Source organism: Allorhizobium undicola ORS 992 = ATCC 700741 (genome assembly GCF_000621665.1).
Lineage (GTDB): Bacteria > Pseudomonadota > Alphaproteobacteria > Rhizobiales > Rhizobiaceae > Allorhizobium > Allorhizobium undicola.
On sequence record NZ_JHXQ01000001.1, the window covers coordinates 200,435 to 215,336 of the forward strand.

Here is a 14,902-nt window from a genome sequence, read left to right on the forward strand (position 1 = left end):
AAAAAGGCGCAGAGGCTCTGCGCCCGACGTCACGCGGGCATATGGTAATCCACAATGCGGTTTTCGCGCACGAGAAAGAGCTTGCCGGTTTCGGTCTGGTCCGGGCCGACCAGCGGCAACAGGGCCTTTGCCACTTCGGAAGGATGCGGCAGCGTATCGGGGTCTTCGCCCGGCATGGCCTGAGCGCGCATGGCGGTGCGGGTCGCGCCCGGATCGACCGACAGAACCCTCAGCGGCAGGCGCTGGCTTTCGGCGGCCCAGGTGCGGGCAAGCGCTTCCACCGCAGCCTTGGAGGCAGAATAGGGGCCCCAGAAGGGCTTGCACTTGTGAGCCGCGCCGGAAGACAGGATCAGCGCGCGGCCCTGATCGGACTTGGTGATGAGCGGATCGATGGAGCGGATCAGCCGCCAGGTGGCGGTGACATTGATTGCCATGACCTTGTCGAACACCTTGGCTTCCACATGGCCAACCGGGGAGATAACCCCCAGCACGCCGGCATTGGCCACCAGAATGTCCAGCTTGCCCCAGCGCTCGAAAATCGAGCCGCCCAGCGCATCGATTGCGCCCATATCGGCAAGGTCGAAGGGCACCAGCGTTGCCGAGCCGCCAGCCGCCTGGATGGCATCGTCCAGTTCTTCAAGGCCGCCAACGGTGCGGGCGCAGGCAATGACATGGGCACCCGCACGGGCCAGTTCCAGCGCCGTGAAATAGCCGATGCCGCGTGAGGCGCCGGTAACGAGCGCAATCCGGCCCTTCAAATCCACAGTCATGCTCTGCCTGCCTCTCAGCCGTTGCTGGCGAGAACGGAGACCTTGCGGCCCACCTTTTCGCCTTCCTTGTCCAGCAGCCGCACCGGATAGTCGCCGGTGAAGTAATGATCGGTGAATTGCGGATTTTCCGGATTTCGCGGCTCGCCGCCCACGGCCTTGTAAAGCCCGTCGATGGACAGGAATGCCAGCGAATCCGCGCCGATATATTTCGCCATGGCCTCTTCATTGGCATATTGATTGGCCAGCAGCTTGTCGGCGTCCGGCGTATCGATGCCGTAAAAGTCCGGGTGATAGATCATCGGGCTTGCAACGCGGATATGCACCTCGCTTGCGCCCGCATCGCGGATCATCTGCACGATCTTCAGCGAGGTCGTGCCACGCACGATGGAATCATCCACCAGAATGACGCGCTTGCCTTCGATCATCGCGCGGTTGGCGGAATGCTTGAGCTTGACGCCGAAGGCGCGGATCTGCTGCGTGGGTTCGATGAAGGTGCGCCCGACATAGTGATTGCGGATAATCCCGTATTCGAAGGGAATGCCGCTTTGCTGCGCATAGCCCAGAGCCGCAGGCGTGCCGCCATCGGGCACCGGCACCACGACATCGCCGTCGCAAGGGGCTTCCAGTGCCAGGTTCATGCCCATATTCTTGCGCGTCTGATAGACATTGCGGCCACTGACGACCGAATCCGGCCGGGCGAAATAGACATATTCGAACAGGCAGGGGCGCTCCGGCTGCGGGCGGGCGGGCGGGCGGCTGTCGATGCTGATCGAGCCATCCGGCTGGATTTCGCAGATGATGACTTCGCCATTCATCACGTCGCGCACATATTTTGCGCCGATAATGTCCAGCGCGCAGGTTTCCGAGCAGAAAATCGGCTTGCCGTCCAGCTCGCCCATGACCAGCGGGCGGATGCCGACGGGGTCGCGCGCGGCGATCAGCTTGGTGCGCGTCATGGCAATCATCGCATAGCCGCCTTCCATCTGGCGCATGGCGTCGATGAAGCGGTCGGCGGTGGAGCTATGGCGGGAGCGGGCGATGAGATGCAGCACCACTTCCGAATCCGAAGTGGACTGACAGATGGCGCCGGTTGCGATGATCTGGCGGCGTAGCGTCATGCCATTGGTGAAGTTGCCGTTATGGGCAATGGCGATCCCGCCTTCCTCCAGCTCGGCAAACAGCGGCTGCACATTGCGCAGCGCCACTTCCCCCGTGGTGGAGTAGCGGGTGTGGCCAATGGCGGCAGCACCCGGCAGCTTGGCCAGCGTGACCGGGTTGGTGTAGTGATCCCCCACCAGCCCCATATGCTTTTCGGTATAGAATTGCTTACCGTCGAAGGAGACGATGCCCGCCGCCTCCTGACCGCGATGCTGGAGGGCATGGAGGCCAAGCGCCGTCAGCGTTGCGGCATCCTGATGGCCGAGAATACCGAAAACGCCGCATTCTTCATGCAGCGTATCGCCGTCAATTTCATCGAGGAATGTCGAGGAGGAGGACTGAATCATCACAGCAGGCCTTTGCTCACTTGGCTCACGAGGCGCCCGGGTTTGAAATGGGATGTGCGGGCCGCGAGACCGTTCAGGGAGAATATGTCCCGCCGCCGATTTTCATGACTTGCCGCTGTGGCAAGGTAAGCTTTCAATTGCCGGTGGCTGGCGCATCTTCGGCAGGCGCCTGTCCTTCCTGGGACTGGGGCTGTTCCTTGCCGAGAATACGGGCACGCAGTTGCGGCTCCAGGTCTTCCGGCAGCAGGGCCTCCATTTTCAGGACCATGGCGTCGAGGAAGGGCTTGGACTTGGCATTGTTGACCCAGGCCGGGCGCCCCTTCACGTCGATCAGCCAGTTCCAGAAGGCGACCGCCACGACCAGCAGCAAAAGGCCGCGCGCCGCGCCAAACAGGAAGCCGAGCGTCCGGTCGAGCGCGCCGATGCGGCTGTCGATGATGAAATCGGCAATGCGCGAGGTAATCAGCGAGATCACGATCAGTGCCAGAATGAAGATGGCGCCGGCGGAGCCTGCCATGGCGATGCGGTGATCGGCGGTGTATTTTTCCGCATAGGGCAGGACGAGCGGGTAGAAATAATAGGCGGCGGCGATTGCGCCAACCCAGCTTGCAATCGACAGGATCTCGCGGGAAAAACCGCGGATCATCGCCAGCACCGCCGAAAACAGCACGACACCGATGACTATACCGTCGAAAATCGTAATGGGCATCCAGTTCTACTCCGGGACTACAGCGCCGTGCGTATTATCAAATGCACACAGGACACTGTAACACTTTAAATGTGCTGCATAATTTTTTACCTTGAACCGGGCCAGGTTTAAGGAATTATGCAGTCGCCGCTCATGCGGCGTCCAGTTTTCCGTCATGTGCGGCTCCCTTGCGGAAGCGGCTTCTCCTTACACCACGATTGGGCCGAGCGGAAGGCGCAAAGGACAGGCAATTCTATCAAAATTATGAAGGCGCCTGTTCTTTGTTGAAGCAGCCGGAGATTCCGCAGAATGGACTGGCGAGGCGCGGTCGGGTTATTCCGTCACTCTTCCGGCGCTTTAAGCTTGCGGCCAGCAATCTGCACCACCAGATCGGCCAGGCTTTCCAGCTTGCTGACCTTGCCGACAGCCTTGGGCAGGTCAGCCGAGGCGCCCGGCAGGACGGCACCGGAAAAGCCCAGTTTTTCGGCTTCCTTCAGCCGTTGCGCCGTTTGCGAAACGGGCCGCACCGCCCCCGAAAGGCTGACCTCGCCGAAATAGACGCGATCTGCCGGAAGCGCCACGCCTGCCAGCGAGGAGACCAGCGCCGCGGCTATGGCAATATCGGCCGCCGGTTCGGTAATCCGGTAGCCGCCTGCAATGTTGAGATAGACATCGTGCTGACCAAGGCGCACGCCGCAATGGGCCTCCAGCACGGCAAGCACCATGGCAAGACGGCTGGGCTCCCATCCGACCACGGCGCGGCGCGGTGTGCCGAGCGAGGTGGGCGCCACCAGCGCCTGCACCTCCACAAGCACGGGCCGGGTGCCTTCCATGCCGGCAAACACCGCCGCCCCCGGCGCTTTTTCATTGCGCTCGCCGAGAAAAAGCTCAGATGGATTGGCCACTTCGCGCAAGCCCCGGTCCGACATTTCGAAAACGCCGATTTCGTCCGTGGGACCAAAGCGGTTCTTGACCGTGCGCAGAATGCGGTAATGATGGCCGCGATCACCTTCAAAATAAAGAACGGCATCCACCATGTGTTCCACCAGACGCGGACCGGCAATCTGCCCCTCCTTGGTGACATGCCCGACCAGAACCATGGTGGCGCCCGTCTGCTTGGCAAAGCGGATCATGGCCTGCACGCCGGTGCGCAATTGCGTGACCGTGCCGGGAGCGGAATCGGCACTGTCGCTCCACAGCGTCTGGATGGAATCGATGATGACCAGATCGGGCCGCTTGCCCTCCGAGAGCGTGGCCAGAATATCCTCGACATTGGTTTCCGCCGCCAGAAGCACGTCGGTATCGGCCGCGCCCAGCCGCTGCGCCCGCAGCCGCACCTGCGCCACCGCTTCTTCACCGGATACATAAATGACCCGCTGCTTCTTGCGCGAAAGCGCGGCGGCGGCCTGCATCAGCAGGGTGGATTTGCCAATGCCCGGATCACCGCCGATCAGCACCGCCGAGCCGCGCACGAAACCGCCGCCCGTGGCGCGGTCCAGCTCTCCCATGCCGGTGGCGATGCGCGGCGCTTCCTCGATCTCGCCCGAAAGCGTGGTCAAGGTGACAGGCCGCCCCTTCTTGGGCGCCATTTTGCCCGGACCGCCGCCGACGCCGCCCAGCAGGTCTTCCTCGACAATGGTATTCCACTGGCCGCAGCCGTCGCATTTGCCGGCCCAGCGGCTGTGAACCGTGCCGCAATTCTGGCAGACGAACTGGGTTTTGGCGCGTGCCATGCTCTTCCTTCCGCAGCGAGGTGACGAGTTTCGCCCCCAGGCCTTCAATTATACAATCGTCCGCGCCCCGCATTTAAGCACGTTGCAGCTTATCAGGCTCAAGCAACGTGCTTTAATTTCTTGTATTAACGCATGTCGTCATCGCAAAACCGTTTCACACTTTTGCGCGACATGCTCTTGCTCTTGCTCTTGCCTGTTTGCCTTATTCCGCTTCGATATAGCGACGCTGATAGCGCAGGCCAAGGCCTGTCAGCATTTCATAGCCTATCGTGCCCGCGGCATGGGCCACCTCATCGATGGGTATATTGGCGCCGAAAAGCTCGATATAATCACCGGCCTGAACGGTGCCGCGTGGCAGATCGGTTATGTCGAAGATCGTCATGTCCATGGTGATGCGCCCGACGACCGGCACGTTCCGGCCCGCGATGAAGCCGTTTGCGCCGGGCAGACCCGTCTGCCGCAGGCTCACGCCATGACCGGAGAGATTGCGAAGATAGCCATCGGCATAGCCAACGGCGGCAATGGCCAGAAGGCTGTCGCGCGAAAGACTGTGGGTTGCGCCATAGCTGATGGACTGGCCAGCTTGCGCCTCGCGGATTTGCAGCACGCGCGCTTGCGCGGTGACAACCGGCCTTGTGGCCATTGGCTGGCTTCGTGATGCCAGTGCGCCATAAAGCGCAATGCCGGGACGGGTGAGGTCAAAGTGGTAATCCGGCCCCAGGAAAATGCCTGCCGAAGCCGAGAGGCTGGCTTCAACGCCCTCGAAAGCGGCGCTGAGCTGGCGAAAGGTTTCCATCTGCCGCCGGTTCATCGGCGAGGCCGGATCATCGGCGCAGGCGAGGTGGCTGAGGATGAGTTGCGGCGAAAAACTCGCCGGACGCGAGACGTCCGATGCAAGCTCAAGCGCCTCCTCCAGCGGCAGACCCAGCCGGTTGAAGCCTGTATCCACTTGCAGTGCGCAGGGGTGATCGCCGTAATCGGCCACCGTGGACATCCAGAAGGCCAGTTGCTCTTCCGAGGCAATCACCGGCACCAGATCGTGCTGGAATATGGCGCTCTCCATGCCCGGCCAGACGCCGGACAGAACGAAGATCCGCGCATCCGGCGCATAGTGGCGCAAGGTCGCGCCTTCTTCCGGCTGGGCCACGAAGAAATCACGGGCTCCGGCGCGGTAAAGCACTTCCCCGGCATCCTCTATGCCAAGGCCGTAGGCATCGGCCTTGACCACGGCACCCGTGCGCGCCTTGCCGGAGCGGCGCGCCATGTCGCGCCAGTTGTCGGCAAGCGCCTGTAGATCGATGGTCAGGCGCAGCGATGCGGCATCGAACATGTCGTCAGGATCTGTCAATGCGGGGGAATCAGTCATTCAGGCGCCCAATCACGTTGTCACGGCATTCTACTGTATAATTCCTTAAATCGGAATCGATTTAAGGTGAAAATTATGCAGCAGATTTAAAGTGTTACAGCGTCCTTCGTGCGTTTGATAAAACGCACGAAGGACGCTGTATCATCGCTTGCCGCCCGCTGTTGAGGTCAAGAGGGTGCAAAAGACGGTTCTTGCCCAGTTTTATGCAAGGACGCTGGTAGCTTCACGACATTTTGCACGGAATTTTCCTGATCTTTCGTTTTTTGGGACGTTTTTCAGCAAGAATCTGTAAATTGAGGGAGACGGGGCATCCCGATTGCCTTAGAATTCTCCCCGTGCCTCACGGATGCACGGGACGAGTCTAACTCTTTGTTTCTACGCATTTTCGGATAGAAGGCCGGATTCCGCTTTTCTCAGAAAATGCTTCAGGATCACGCCATGTCAAATGCGCTCATACAGCCGATCGAAACGATAGCCGTGGCACCCGGTAACGAGACCGTGCGGTTCTGGCGCGATACCCGCCTGGGCGGCATGGAGTGCATGAGCGCCAGCTTCGTGACCCACCGCTTTTCTCCGCACTCGCATGAAAGCTTCGGGATTGGCGCCATGGAGACGGGCCGAAAGGTGGCCACCATTCGCGGCGTGAAGGAATATTCCAGGCCCGGCGATCTCTATCTCATCAATCCGGAAGCCATTCACGACGGCGGCCCCTATGACGGATGCTTCCGTTACCGCATGATCTATCCGGATACGAGCTTCCTGATGCGGCTGATGGAGGAAGTATCCGACAGGCCGCTGCGCGGCACGCCTTTTTTCCCGCAGCAGAAGCTGACCGATCCGGCGCTGGCGGAAGCCTTCCTTGAAATGCACCGGCGACTGGAGGCAGGCGCGGGCACGCTGGAGGCGGAGGAGGCGATGATCTGCATCATGGCCTCGCTGATGGCGCGCCATTCCAACGTGCTGGTCAACCGGCCGGTCGCGGTGTCGTCGCGGGCGGCAGAACTGGCGCGCGAATATATCGATGCGCATTTCTGCGAGGACATCGCGCTTGAGGATCTGGCTGCCATGGCCGAGGTCAGCAGGGCTCATCTCATTCGCAGTTTCCGCAAGGCCTTCCACATCACCCCTCATGCCTATCAGACGCATTTGCGCATACGCCGCGCCAAGGCCCTGCTGCGCCGGGGCGAGGCACCGGCGGAAACCGCTTTTCAGTGCGGCTTCGCCGATCAGGCGCATTTTACCCGCACCTTCAAGGCTGTGAACGGCATAACGCCCGGACTTTACCGCAGCCGGGCGTTATGATCGCAATCCGCGCTGCGAGGGAGGCGTTGCCGTGCTTCCGCACGGTTGCGTCGCCCTCTTACCCCACCGGGGCCGCAGCCATGCGCCGTTCCAGATATTTGGCCGTGCGCGACAGCGGATAGCAGATCACGAAATAGAGCAGCGCCACAAGTCCATAGACCGTAAAGGGCTGATAGGTGGCATTGGTGACGATGGTGCCAGCCTTGGACAATTCGACAAAGCCGATGATCGAGGTGAGGGCGGTGCCCTTGATCACCTGCACCGAAAATCCGGCGGTCGGGGGAATGGCGATCTTCAACGCCTGCGGCAGAATAATGAGGCGCATTTGCTGGGCATAGGTCAGCGCCAGGCTTTTACCTGCTTCCCATTGGCCTTTCGGAACGGCCTCCACGCAGCCACGCCAGATTTCGGCGAGAAATGCCGCCGTCCACAGGATCAGTGCCACGCCTGCGGCAAGCCAGGCCGGAACATCGATGCCGAACAGGCCAAGGCCGAAAAAGGCGATGAACAATTGCATGAGCAGCGGCGTGCCCTGGAAAAACTCGATAATGGCGCGCGCCATCAGCCGGGCTGCCTTGAGGGCGGAGATGCGCAGCATCAACAGCGCCAGTCCCACGACGCCGCCGCCAAGAAAGGAAACCAGCGACAAAAGCAGCGTCCAGCGCGTGGCAAGAAGCAGGTTGCGGGCTATGTCCCAGAGCGTGAACTGCATCATCGTGATGTCACCTGCGGAAAGAGTCGTCTGCCGATCATGGCCAGAAGCTGGCGCAACAGAATGGACAGGAAAAGATAGGTGAGGGTGGAAACCAGATAGGCCTCGAAGGCGCGAAAGGTGCGGGACTGGATGAAGTTGGCCGCATAGCTGAGGTCTTCGGCGGCAATCTGCGAAACGACCGCGGAGCCGAGCATGACAATGACCAACTGCGAGGAGAGTGCAGGCCAGATCCTTTGCAGCGAGGGCACCAGGATGACCAGCCGGAAAACCTGCATGGGCCGCAATGCCAGCGCAGCCCCCGCCTCGAACTGGCCCTTGGGTGTGGCTTCTATGCCTGCGCGAATGATTTCGCAGCTATAGGCGCCGAGATTGATGATCATGGCGAGGTTGGCCGCCTCCATTTCGCTCATCTTGAAACCAATGGATGGCAGGCCGAAAAAGATGAAGAAGAGCTGGATCATGAAAGGCGTGTTGCGGATCAATTCCACATAAAGCGCCACCGGCGGACGCACCCATTTCGGCCCGAGCGCCCGGCACCAGGCGCAGACCACGCCAAGTGCGATGCCGACAATGCCGCCCACGGCGATCAGCTCGATCGTAACGCCGACGCCCTTGAGGATGATGGGATAATAATCAAGAAGCCAGCCAAATTGAAAAACATAATGCATGGGCAATCCCCGCAATCCCTTCCGCCGTGGGGACGGCGGAAGGGATTTGAATGATGATCAGAGTTTTTCCGGCAGCGGCATGGCCAGCCACTTTTCCGAAATCCTGTTCAGCGAACCATCGGCCATGGCGCCCTTGATGATGTCGTTGACCTTGCCCTTGAGCGCGGCCTCATTCTGGTTGAGGCCGATATAGCAGGGAGAATTCTTGATGAGGAATTTCGGCTCCGGCTTTTTGGGCGGGTTCTTGGCGACGATGGCGGCCGCCACGACATTGCCGGTGGCGATGACTTCGACCTGTCCGGAGAGGAAGGCGGAGATGGTGCCGTTATTGTCCTCGTAGCGCTTGATGGTGGCATCCGCCGGAGCGATCTTCGTCAGTTCCAGATCCTCGATGGCGCCGCGCGTTACGCCAACCGTCTTGCCGGCAAGACCGGCAGCATCCTTGATGGCCACATCGGCAGGTGCAAACACACCGTTATAAAAGGGCGCATAGGGCTCGGTGAAATCGATGACCTTTTCGCGTTCGGCATTCTTGCCAAGGCTGGAAATCACCAGATCGACCTTGTTGGTCTGGAGGTAGGGAATGCGGTTGGCGCTGCTGACGGGAACCAGTTCCACCTTCACCTTCAGCTTTTCGCCGATGAGGTTGGCCATGTCGATATCATAGCCCGTAGGTTGCATATCCGGGCCAACGCTGCCGAAGGGCGGAAAATCCTGCGGCACGGCAACGCGGATCGTACCGCGGGCGGTGATGTCGGTGAGAGCATCGGCCCTGGCGGCGTGGCTTGCGCCAAGGGCCGCCGAAAACAACGTTGCGGCAAGCAGAAGGCGGCGTGAAAACATCATGGCATGGTCCTTTTCTGACTGTTCGAAAGCGGTGGACGGGGGATGGAGGAAAGGGAAAGCGATTGCCTGAGATCGGCAAGGGGATCGGGGCGGCGCGTCAGGTCGAGGCCGGTTTCAACCTCGTCGAGATGGCGAAGGGACATGGCGGCAGCGGCGGCAAAGTCGTCCCGCTCGATTGCCTCGGCTATCCGGCAATGACCTTTATGCGATTCCAGTGCGTGGAACTCCGACTGGTAGAGCATGGAAATCAGAATGGTGCGGGCCGTCAGATTTTGCAGTATCCCGGTGACAATCGGATTGCCCGCCAGTTCAGCAATGCGGATATGGAAATCGCCCATCAGATAGGTGAGGGTCTGCCGGTCGCCTGCGGCAATGGCGGCCTTTTCCTCAGCCAGATGGTCGCGCAGCACCTGCTTTTGCACGGCCGTCAAAGGCGTCATGGTCTTCAGCAGGCCAAATTCCACGATGCGGCGGGCGGCATAAACCTGCATGGCCTCTTTTGTCGAGGGTTCATGCACATACCAGCCGCGCTTGGGGCTGACATGCACGATGCCGCGCGCCTCAAGCCGCATCATCGCCTCGCGAACACGGGTCCGCGACACCGAAAACAGTTCTGCCAGCTGGCTTTCGCCAAGGCGCGCACCCGGCTTGATGCGCGCCGACAGAATACTGTTCAAGATCGCGCTATCGATACTGTCTGACGTCTGGCGGTTCGGGATCGGTTCATCTTGCATACAAGATTGGTAAGCAACAGGCGTGCCAGATCGAAGGAAATATGCACGGAGTGCAAAAATATGATCCATCCCGCCGCAGGCCTGCTGGTTTTACCGCTTGTTTATCAAGCTTTTGCCGCAGTCGAGATCTTCGAAATTCCGGCAAGGTGAGGATGCGGTCCTATCTTTGCTGCCGTGGTATAAGGCCGAATGCCGGTCAAATCCTTGAGGATGGTATCCCGCCGCAGAGGCCCGTCGCCAAAATGATGCTTCTTTAAGCAGTCACTGCCTGACGGTTATGCAATCAGAAAATGAAAAAACCGCGCATCGGGAAATGCGCGGCTGCAATGGCATGACAGGAGGACGAGCCTTCACGGTTCTTCATATTGAATGAAGGTGGGATCGGCCAGATCGGCAAATCGGGTGAATTCGGCCTGGAAGGCCAGCTTGACGGTGCCGGTCGGTCCGTGACGCTGCTTGGCGATGATGACATCGGCCGTGCCGCGCACTTTTTCCATCTGCGCTTCCCACTCGGTATATTTGGGATCGGCCGGATCGCGGGGTTCGGCGTTTTTCACATAATATTCTTCGCGGAACACGAAAAGCACCACGTCGGCGTCCTGCTCGATAGAGCCCGATTCGCGAAGGTCGGAAAGCTGCGGGCGCTTGTCGTCGCGGCTTTCCACCTGACGGGAGAGCTGGGAGAGAGCGATGATCGGAACATTCAGCTCCTTGCCCAATGCCTTCAGGCCGGTGGTGATCTCGGTGATTTCCTGCACGCGGTTTTCGCCGGATTTTTTCGAGCCGGTCATGAGCTGCACATAGTCCACCACCAGGCAATCCAGGCCGCGCTGACGCTTCAGGCGGCGGGCGCGGGCGGCAAGCTGGGCAATGGAAATACCGCCGGTCTGGTCGATGAACAGCGGCACTTTCTGCATGGTCTGGGAAAAGCCCACCAGCTTCTCGAATTCATGCTCGGTAATATCGCCGCGCCGGATTTTCGACGATGACACTTCCGTCTGCTCGGACATGATACGGGTGGCGAGCTGTTCGGAGGACATTTCCAGCGAGTAGAAGCCCACCACGCCGCCATTCTTCGCCTTGAAAGAGCCGTCCGGCATGACTTCGGGGTCGTAGGAGGCGGCAATGTTCCAGGCAATATTGGTGGCAAGCGAGGTTTTACCCATGCCCGGACGTCCGGCGAGGATAATCAAGTCGGAGCGTTGCAAGCCGCCCATCTTGCCATCCAGCGAGACAATGCCGGTGGAAATGCCGGAGAGATTGCCATCTCGCTCGAAGGCCGCGCCCGCCATGTCCACGGCCAGCGCCACGGCATCGTTGAAGGACTGGAAGCCGCCGTCATAGCGGCCGTTTTCGGCCAGGTCGAACAAACGGCGTTCGGTATCTTCGATCTGCGCCTGCGGCGGCATGTCCAGCGGCGCGTCATAGGCGATGTTGACCATGTCCTCGCCAATCTGGATCAACGCGCGGCGAAGCGCCAGGTCATAGATGGCGCGGCCATAATCCTCGGCATTGATGATTGAGACGGCTTCGGCCGCAAGCCGCGCCAGATATTGCGCAACCGTCAGCTCGCCCACCTTCTCATCGGAAGGCAGGAAGGTCTTGATGGTGACGGGATTTGCCGTCTTGCCCATGCGGATGATGTCGCCCGCCACCTCGAAGATCTTGCGGTGCAGGGCCTCGTGAAAATGCGGGGGCTTGAGAAAGTCCGAGACGCGGTAATAAGCGTCGTTGTTCACCAGAATAGCGCCAAGCAGGGCCTGTTCGGCCTCGATATTGTTCGGCGCTTCCCGGTAATGCGGCTCGGCCGATGGTGCAGGCGAAAGCCTGCGCGCAGCGTCATTCATGGTCGTCTTTCCATTTCGTCAGATGAGGGGCCATCTTACCCCAGGCGGCAGGCGGATAAATGCCGCGCTGCGATTCACACAGTGATTCACAGGCAGGTTCACAAAGAGTGCCGTGACACGCCGATTTCGGTTGACTGTTACATCCCCCGAATCAGTGGGTATTTTACAGCAACACGCACAAAAAAACGCCCGGATAAACCGGGCGTTCTCATCCTGCCTTTCGGCTGGAGCTTATTCCTCGTCGCCGTCGCGGTCTGCTTCCGGATCGAAGAAGTCTTCCGGACGCAGGGCGTCTTCGTCAACGCCGTAGATGGCGTCGGCAGAGGTGAGGCTTTCGCCCTTGGCCTGACGCTCGGCTTCTTCGGCGGAACGGGCAACGTTGACCTGAACCGAGATTTCAACTTCGGAATGCAGGTGCATGGTCACGCTGTGCAGGCCGATGGCCTTGATCGGCGTGTTCAGCTCAACCTGGTTGCGGGCGATGTTGAAGCCTTCGGCGGCCAGTGCCTCCACGATGTCGCGGGCGGCAACGGAACCGTAAAGCTGGCCGGTTTCGCCAGCGGCGCGAACGATCACGAAGGTCTTGCCGTCGAGAACGCCGGCAACCTGCTGGGCTTCGGACTTGCGCTCGAGGTTACGGGCTTCCAGCGTGGCGCGTTCGGCTTCGAAGCGCTTCTTGTTGCCTTCGTTGGCGCGCAGCGCCTTGCCGAGCGGCAGCAGGTAGTTACGGGCAAAGCCATCGCGAACCTTGACGGTTTCGCCCATCTGGCCAAGCTTGGAGATGCGTTCGAGAAGAATGACTTCCATTGTGGTTTCCTTTCAGTTCAAGTTCGATATTTCGGATGCGCCGTTCTTGAGAAGCGCGGTATCAGGGGTTCTGGCCATCGCCCTGGCGGGGCGGTGTAAGCGCCACCGTGCGCCGCGTGTCGATGAGACCCAGAATGACGATGAAAATGGCCGGCAGCGTCATGGCGGCGGCCATATAGGCCAGGATCAGCGCCGGAACGCGCCATTCGCGGCCTCGTGTACGCTGGTGCAGCGAGGCAAAGCCGGAGAGCAGAAAGCCCGCGCCAAAAGTGCCGCAAACCGTTGCCCCCACCAGCGCCGGAATGCCGCCGATGAAGCAGGCAATCAGGCCGATCAGAAAAATGAAGGGCGTGTTGCGGTTCATGCGCAGCGCGGAGGGAATGTCCTCACGCGGGCGAAGGCCATGGCCGGAGGCGCTGACAATGCGGGTTGCGATGTAATAGGCGGTAAACAGCAGCAGAACCCACATGGCCCCCTGCACGATAGGCAGGGTCAGCAACAGGCTGGATTTCAGGCTGGCCGTCTGCTGCATAGCAAAACCGGGTTGTTCGTTTTGCAGCGCCTGCATCATGGCATCGACCATGGTGCCGACCAGTTCGGCATCGTAACCGATCATCGCGCCCAGAAAGACGCAGCCCAGCGTGACCAGCGCACACAGATGCATGAGAATGTCGGAAAGCGGATACCATGCCAGCAGATGGTCCGGACCGCCGATTTCGCCTGCCGGACGTGCAAGGCTGGCAAGATGGGCAATCCAGCCCGCCGGAAGCAGGGTGAAGATGGCCATAGCCACGGAAAAGAGCGGTGAAACCGCAACAGCGCCGATCACGGCAGCGGTGACAATGGCGGTTATGGTGGCCACATTGCCCCAGCGCAGGCCAACGATGAGGACGGGCAGGGCAGAAGCCGCATAGAAAAGGGCTGACAGCGACGGCTGTCCACTGGCTGCCATCACGAGAAAGACGGCAGTCACACCGGCAAGAAAGCCGATCAGCAGCAATTTTCCATCCAGTTTCTTCACGTTCGCTGTCCTGCTGGCAAGCAGTTAGAAAAGTCCGCGTCGGGGCGGCGCTTCTCAACATGGGGTTTGTCTGGGTCTTTTGCGACCCGGTTCCGATTCGTGCCCATCACGAAAGGGAGAACCCTCCGGCGGGGCCGGAGGGTCGAAATCATGTGATCAGGCGACCACGTAGGGCAGCAGGCCCAGGAAGCGGGCGCGCTTGATGGCCTTTGCCAGCTCGCGCTGCTTCTTCTGCGAAACGGCGGTGATGCGCGAAGGCACGATCTTACCGCGTTCGGAGATGTAGCGCTGCAACAGACGCACGTCCTTGTAATCGATCTTCGGAGCGTTGGCGCCGGAGAAGGGGCAGGTCTTGCGACGGCGATGGAACGGGCGGCGAACCGGGGAAGAAGATACTTCAGCCATGGTCAAATCTCCTTATGCACGGTCTTCGCGCGGACGGCGCGGACGGTCGCCAAAGCCTTCGCGGGCCGGACGGTCGCCATCGCGGCGCGGGCGGTCATCACGGTCGCGCTTCTGCATCATGGCAGACGGGCCTTCCTCGTGAGCTTCCACGGCGATGGTCATGTAACGAAGAACGTCTTCGTTGATGCGCATCTGGCGCTCGATTTCATGGATGGCGGCTGCCGGAGCATCGATGTCCATGAGAGCGTAGTGAGCCTTGCGGTTCTTCTTGATGCGGTAGGTGAGGGACTTGAGGCCCCAGTTTTCTACGCGCCCGACCTTGCCGCCGAAGGATTCGATAACGCCCTTGTACTGTTCTACGAGGGCATCGACCTGCTGTGCGGACATATCCTGCCGGGCAAGGAATACATGTTCATAAAGAGCCATGGTGATCTTGCCTTTCTTGCGATTGTCTCACCCGGACTTGGCGCTAAGCCTCAACGACTGCTCCTGATC

15 protein-coding genes are annotated in these 14,902 nt (G+C 60.3%); 1 reads left to right on the forward strand and 14 read right to left on the reverse strand.

Going from position 1 to position 14,902, the window contains the following annotated elements; translation table 11 throughout:
* Positions 1-29: 29 nt before the first annotated feature.
* The 5 genes from T424_RS0100985 to alr form a co-directional block, all read right to left on the reverse strand.
* Positions 30-770, reverse strand: a complete 741-nt coding sequence (locus T424_RS0100985) for an SDR family NAD(P)-dependent oxidoreductase (RefSeq protein WP_027486058.1) — start codon at positions 768-770, stop codon at positions 30-32.
* Positions 771-784: 14 nt separating this feature from the next.
* On the reverse strand, positions 785-2,275 hold the full coding sequence (purF, locus tag T424_RS0100990; protein WP_027486059.1) for an amidophosphoribosyltransferase: 1,491 nt from the start codon (positions 2,273-2,275) through the stop codon (positions 785-787).
* 133 nt (positions 2,276-2,408) lie between these two features.
* Entirely contained in the window at positions 2,409-2,984 is a 576-nt protein-coding gene (locus tag T424_RS0100995) for a CvpA family protein (protein ID WP_027486060.1), read from the reverse strand.
* A 320-nt stretch (positions 2,985-3,304) separates the two neighbouring features.
* Positions 3,305-4,696, reverse strand: coding sequence for a DNA repair protein RadA (radA, locus tag T424_RS0101000; protein ID WP_027486061.1), 1,392 nt, complete (start codon positions 4,694-4,696; stop codon positions 3,305-3,307).
* A 202-nt stretch (positions 4,697-4,898) separates the two neighbouring features.
* The gene (alr, locus tag T424_RS0101005; protein WP_027486062.1) at positions 4,899-6,062 is read right to left on the reverse strand and encodes an alanine racemase; all 1,164 of its coding nucleotides are present in this window, start codon (positions 6,060-6,062) and stop codon (positions 4,899-4,901) included.
* A gap of 438 nt (positions 6,063-6,500) precedes the next feature.
* On the opposite strand from alr, the gene T424_RS0101010 reads away from it, so the two are divergent.
* Entirely contained in the window at positions 6,501-7,364 is an 864-nt protein-coding gene (locus T424_RS0101010) for an AraC family transcriptional regulator (RefSeq protein ID WP_027486063.1), read from the forward strand.
* A 58-nt stretch (positions 7,365-7,422) separates the two neighbouring features.
* Here T424_RS0101010 and T424_RS0101015 read toward each other — a convergent pair whose 3' ends face one another.
* From T424_RS0101015 to rpsF, 9 genes are all read right to left on the reverse strand, one after another.
* Positions 7,423-8,079, reverse strand: coding sequence for an amino acid ABC transporter permease (locus T424_RS0101015; RefSeq protein ID WP_027486064.1), 657 nt, complete (start codon positions 8,077-8,079; stop codon positions 7,423-7,425).
* On the reverse strand, positions 8,076-8,747 hold the full coding sequence (locus tag T424_RS0101020) for an amino acid ABC transporter permease (RefSeq protein WP_027486065.1): 672 nt from the start codon (positions 8,745-8,747) through the stop codon (positions 8,076-8,078). The genes T424_RS0101015 and T424_RS0101020 overlap by 4 nt, the downstream gene beginning before the upstream one ends.
* A gap of 57 nt (positions 8,748-8,804) precedes the next feature.
* Entirely contained in the window at positions 8,805-9,590 is a 786-nt protein-coding gene (locus T424_RS0101025; protein ID WP_027486066.1) for a transporter substrate-binding domain-containing protein, read from the reverse strand.
* Positions 9,590-10,327 carry a GntR family transcriptional regulator gene (locus T424_RS0101030; protein WP_027486067.1) on the reverse strand — a complete coding sequence of 246 codons (738 nt, stop codon included), beginning with the start codon at positions 10,325-10,327 and terminating at the stop codon, positions 9,590-9,592. The genes T424_RS0101025 and T424_RS0101030 overlap by 1 nt, the downstream gene beginning before the upstream one ends.
* A 350-nt stretch (positions 10,328-10,677) precedes the next feature.
* On the reverse strand, positions 10,678-12,174 hold the full coding sequence (locus T424_RS0101040) for a replicative DNA helicase (protein WP_027486068.1): 1,497 nt from the start codon (positions 12,172-12,174) through the stop codon (positions 10,678-10,680).
* A 231-nt stretch (positions 12,175-12,405) separates the two neighbouring features.
* Positions 12,406-12,981, reverse strand: a complete 576-nt coding sequence (rplI, locus tag T424_RS0101045; RefSeq protein WP_027486069.1) for a 50S ribosomal protein L9 — start codon at positions 12,979-12,981, stop codon at positions 12,406-12,408.
* Positions 12,982-13,042: 61 nt separating this feature from the next.
* Positions 13,043-14,002: a DUF2232 domain-containing protein gene (locus T424_RS0101050; protein WP_027486070.1), complete on the reverse strand. Its 960-nt coding sequence runs from the start codon at positions 14,000-14,002 to the stop codon at positions 13,043-13,045.
* Positions 14,003-14,158: 156 nt separating this feature from the next.
* Positions 14,159-14,407 carry a 30S ribosomal protein S18 gene (gene rpsR, locus T424_RS0101055; RefSeq protein WP_027486071.1) on the reverse strand — a complete coding sequence of 83 codons (249 nt, stop codon included), beginning with the start codon at positions 14,405-14,407 and terminating at the stop codon, positions 14,159-14,161.
* A 12-nt stretch (positions 14,408-14,419) separates the two neighbouring features.
* The gene (rpsF, locus tag T424_RS0101060) at positions 14,420-14,833 is read right to left on the reverse strand and encodes a 30S ribosomal protein S6 (RefSeq protein ID WP_027486072.1); all 414 of its coding nucleotides are present in this window, start codon (positions 14,831-14,833) and stop codon (positions 14,420-14,422) included.
* Between the last annotated feature and the right edge of the window lie 69 nt (positions 14,834-14,902).

Bases quoted from the DNA above. Each gene is read 5' to 3' on its own strand.
- radA (WP_027486061.1), bottom strand. From the start codon at position 4,696: ATGGCACGCGCCAAAACCCAGTTCGTCTGCCAGAATTGCGGCACGGTT.
- rplI (WP_027486069.1), bottom strand. From the start codon at position 12,981: ATGGAAGTCATTCTTCTCGAACGCATCTCCAAGCTTGGCCAGATGGGC.
- alr (WP_027486062.1), bottom strand. From the start codon at position 6,062: ATGACTGATTCCCCCGCATTGACAGATCCTGACGACATGTTCGATGCC.
- T424_RS0101030 (WP_027486067.1), bottom strand. From the start codon at position 10,327: ATGCAAGATGAACCGATCCCGAACCGCCAGACGTCAGACAGTATCGAT.
- T424_RS0101015 (WP_027486064.1), bottom strand. From the start codon at position 8,079: ATGATGCAGTTCACGCTCTGGGACATAGCCCGCAACCTGCTTCTTGCC.
- T424_RS0101010 (WP_027486063.1), top strand. From the start codon at position 6,501: ATGTCAAATGCGCTCATACAGCCGATCGAAACGATAGCCGTGGCACCC.
- rpsR (WP_027486071.1), bottom strand. From the start codon at position 14,407: ATGGCTGAAGTATCTTCTTCCCCGGTTCGCCGCCCGTTCCATCGCCGT.
- T424_RS0100995 (WP_027486060.1), bottom strand. From the start codon at position 2,984: ATGCCCATTACGATTTTCGACGGTATAGTCATCGGTGTCGTGCTGTTT.
- T424_RS0101020 (WP_027486065.1), bottom strand. From the start codon at position 8,747: ATGCATTATGTTTTTCAATTTGGCTGGCTTCTTGATTATTATCCCATC.
- rpsF (WP_027486072.1), bottom strand. From the start codon at position 14,833: ATGGCTCTTTATGAACATGTATTCCTTGCCCGGCAGGATATGTCCGCA.
- T424_RS0100985 (WP_027486058.1), bottom strand. From the start codon at position 770: ATGACTGTGGATTTGAAGGGCCGGATTGCGCTCGTTACCGGCGCCTCA.
- purF (WP_027486059.1), bottom strand. From the start codon at position 2,275: ATGATTCAGTCCTCCTCCTCGACATTCCTCGATGAAATTGACGGCGAT.
- T424_RS0101025 (WP_027486066.1), bottom strand. From the start codon at position 9,590: ATGTTTTCACGCCGCCTTCTGCTTGCCGCAACGTTGTTTTCGGCGGCC.
- T424_RS0101040 (WP_027486068.1), bottom strand. From the start codon at position 12,174: ATGAATGACGCTGCGCGCAGGCTTTCGCCTGCACCATCGGCCGAGCCG.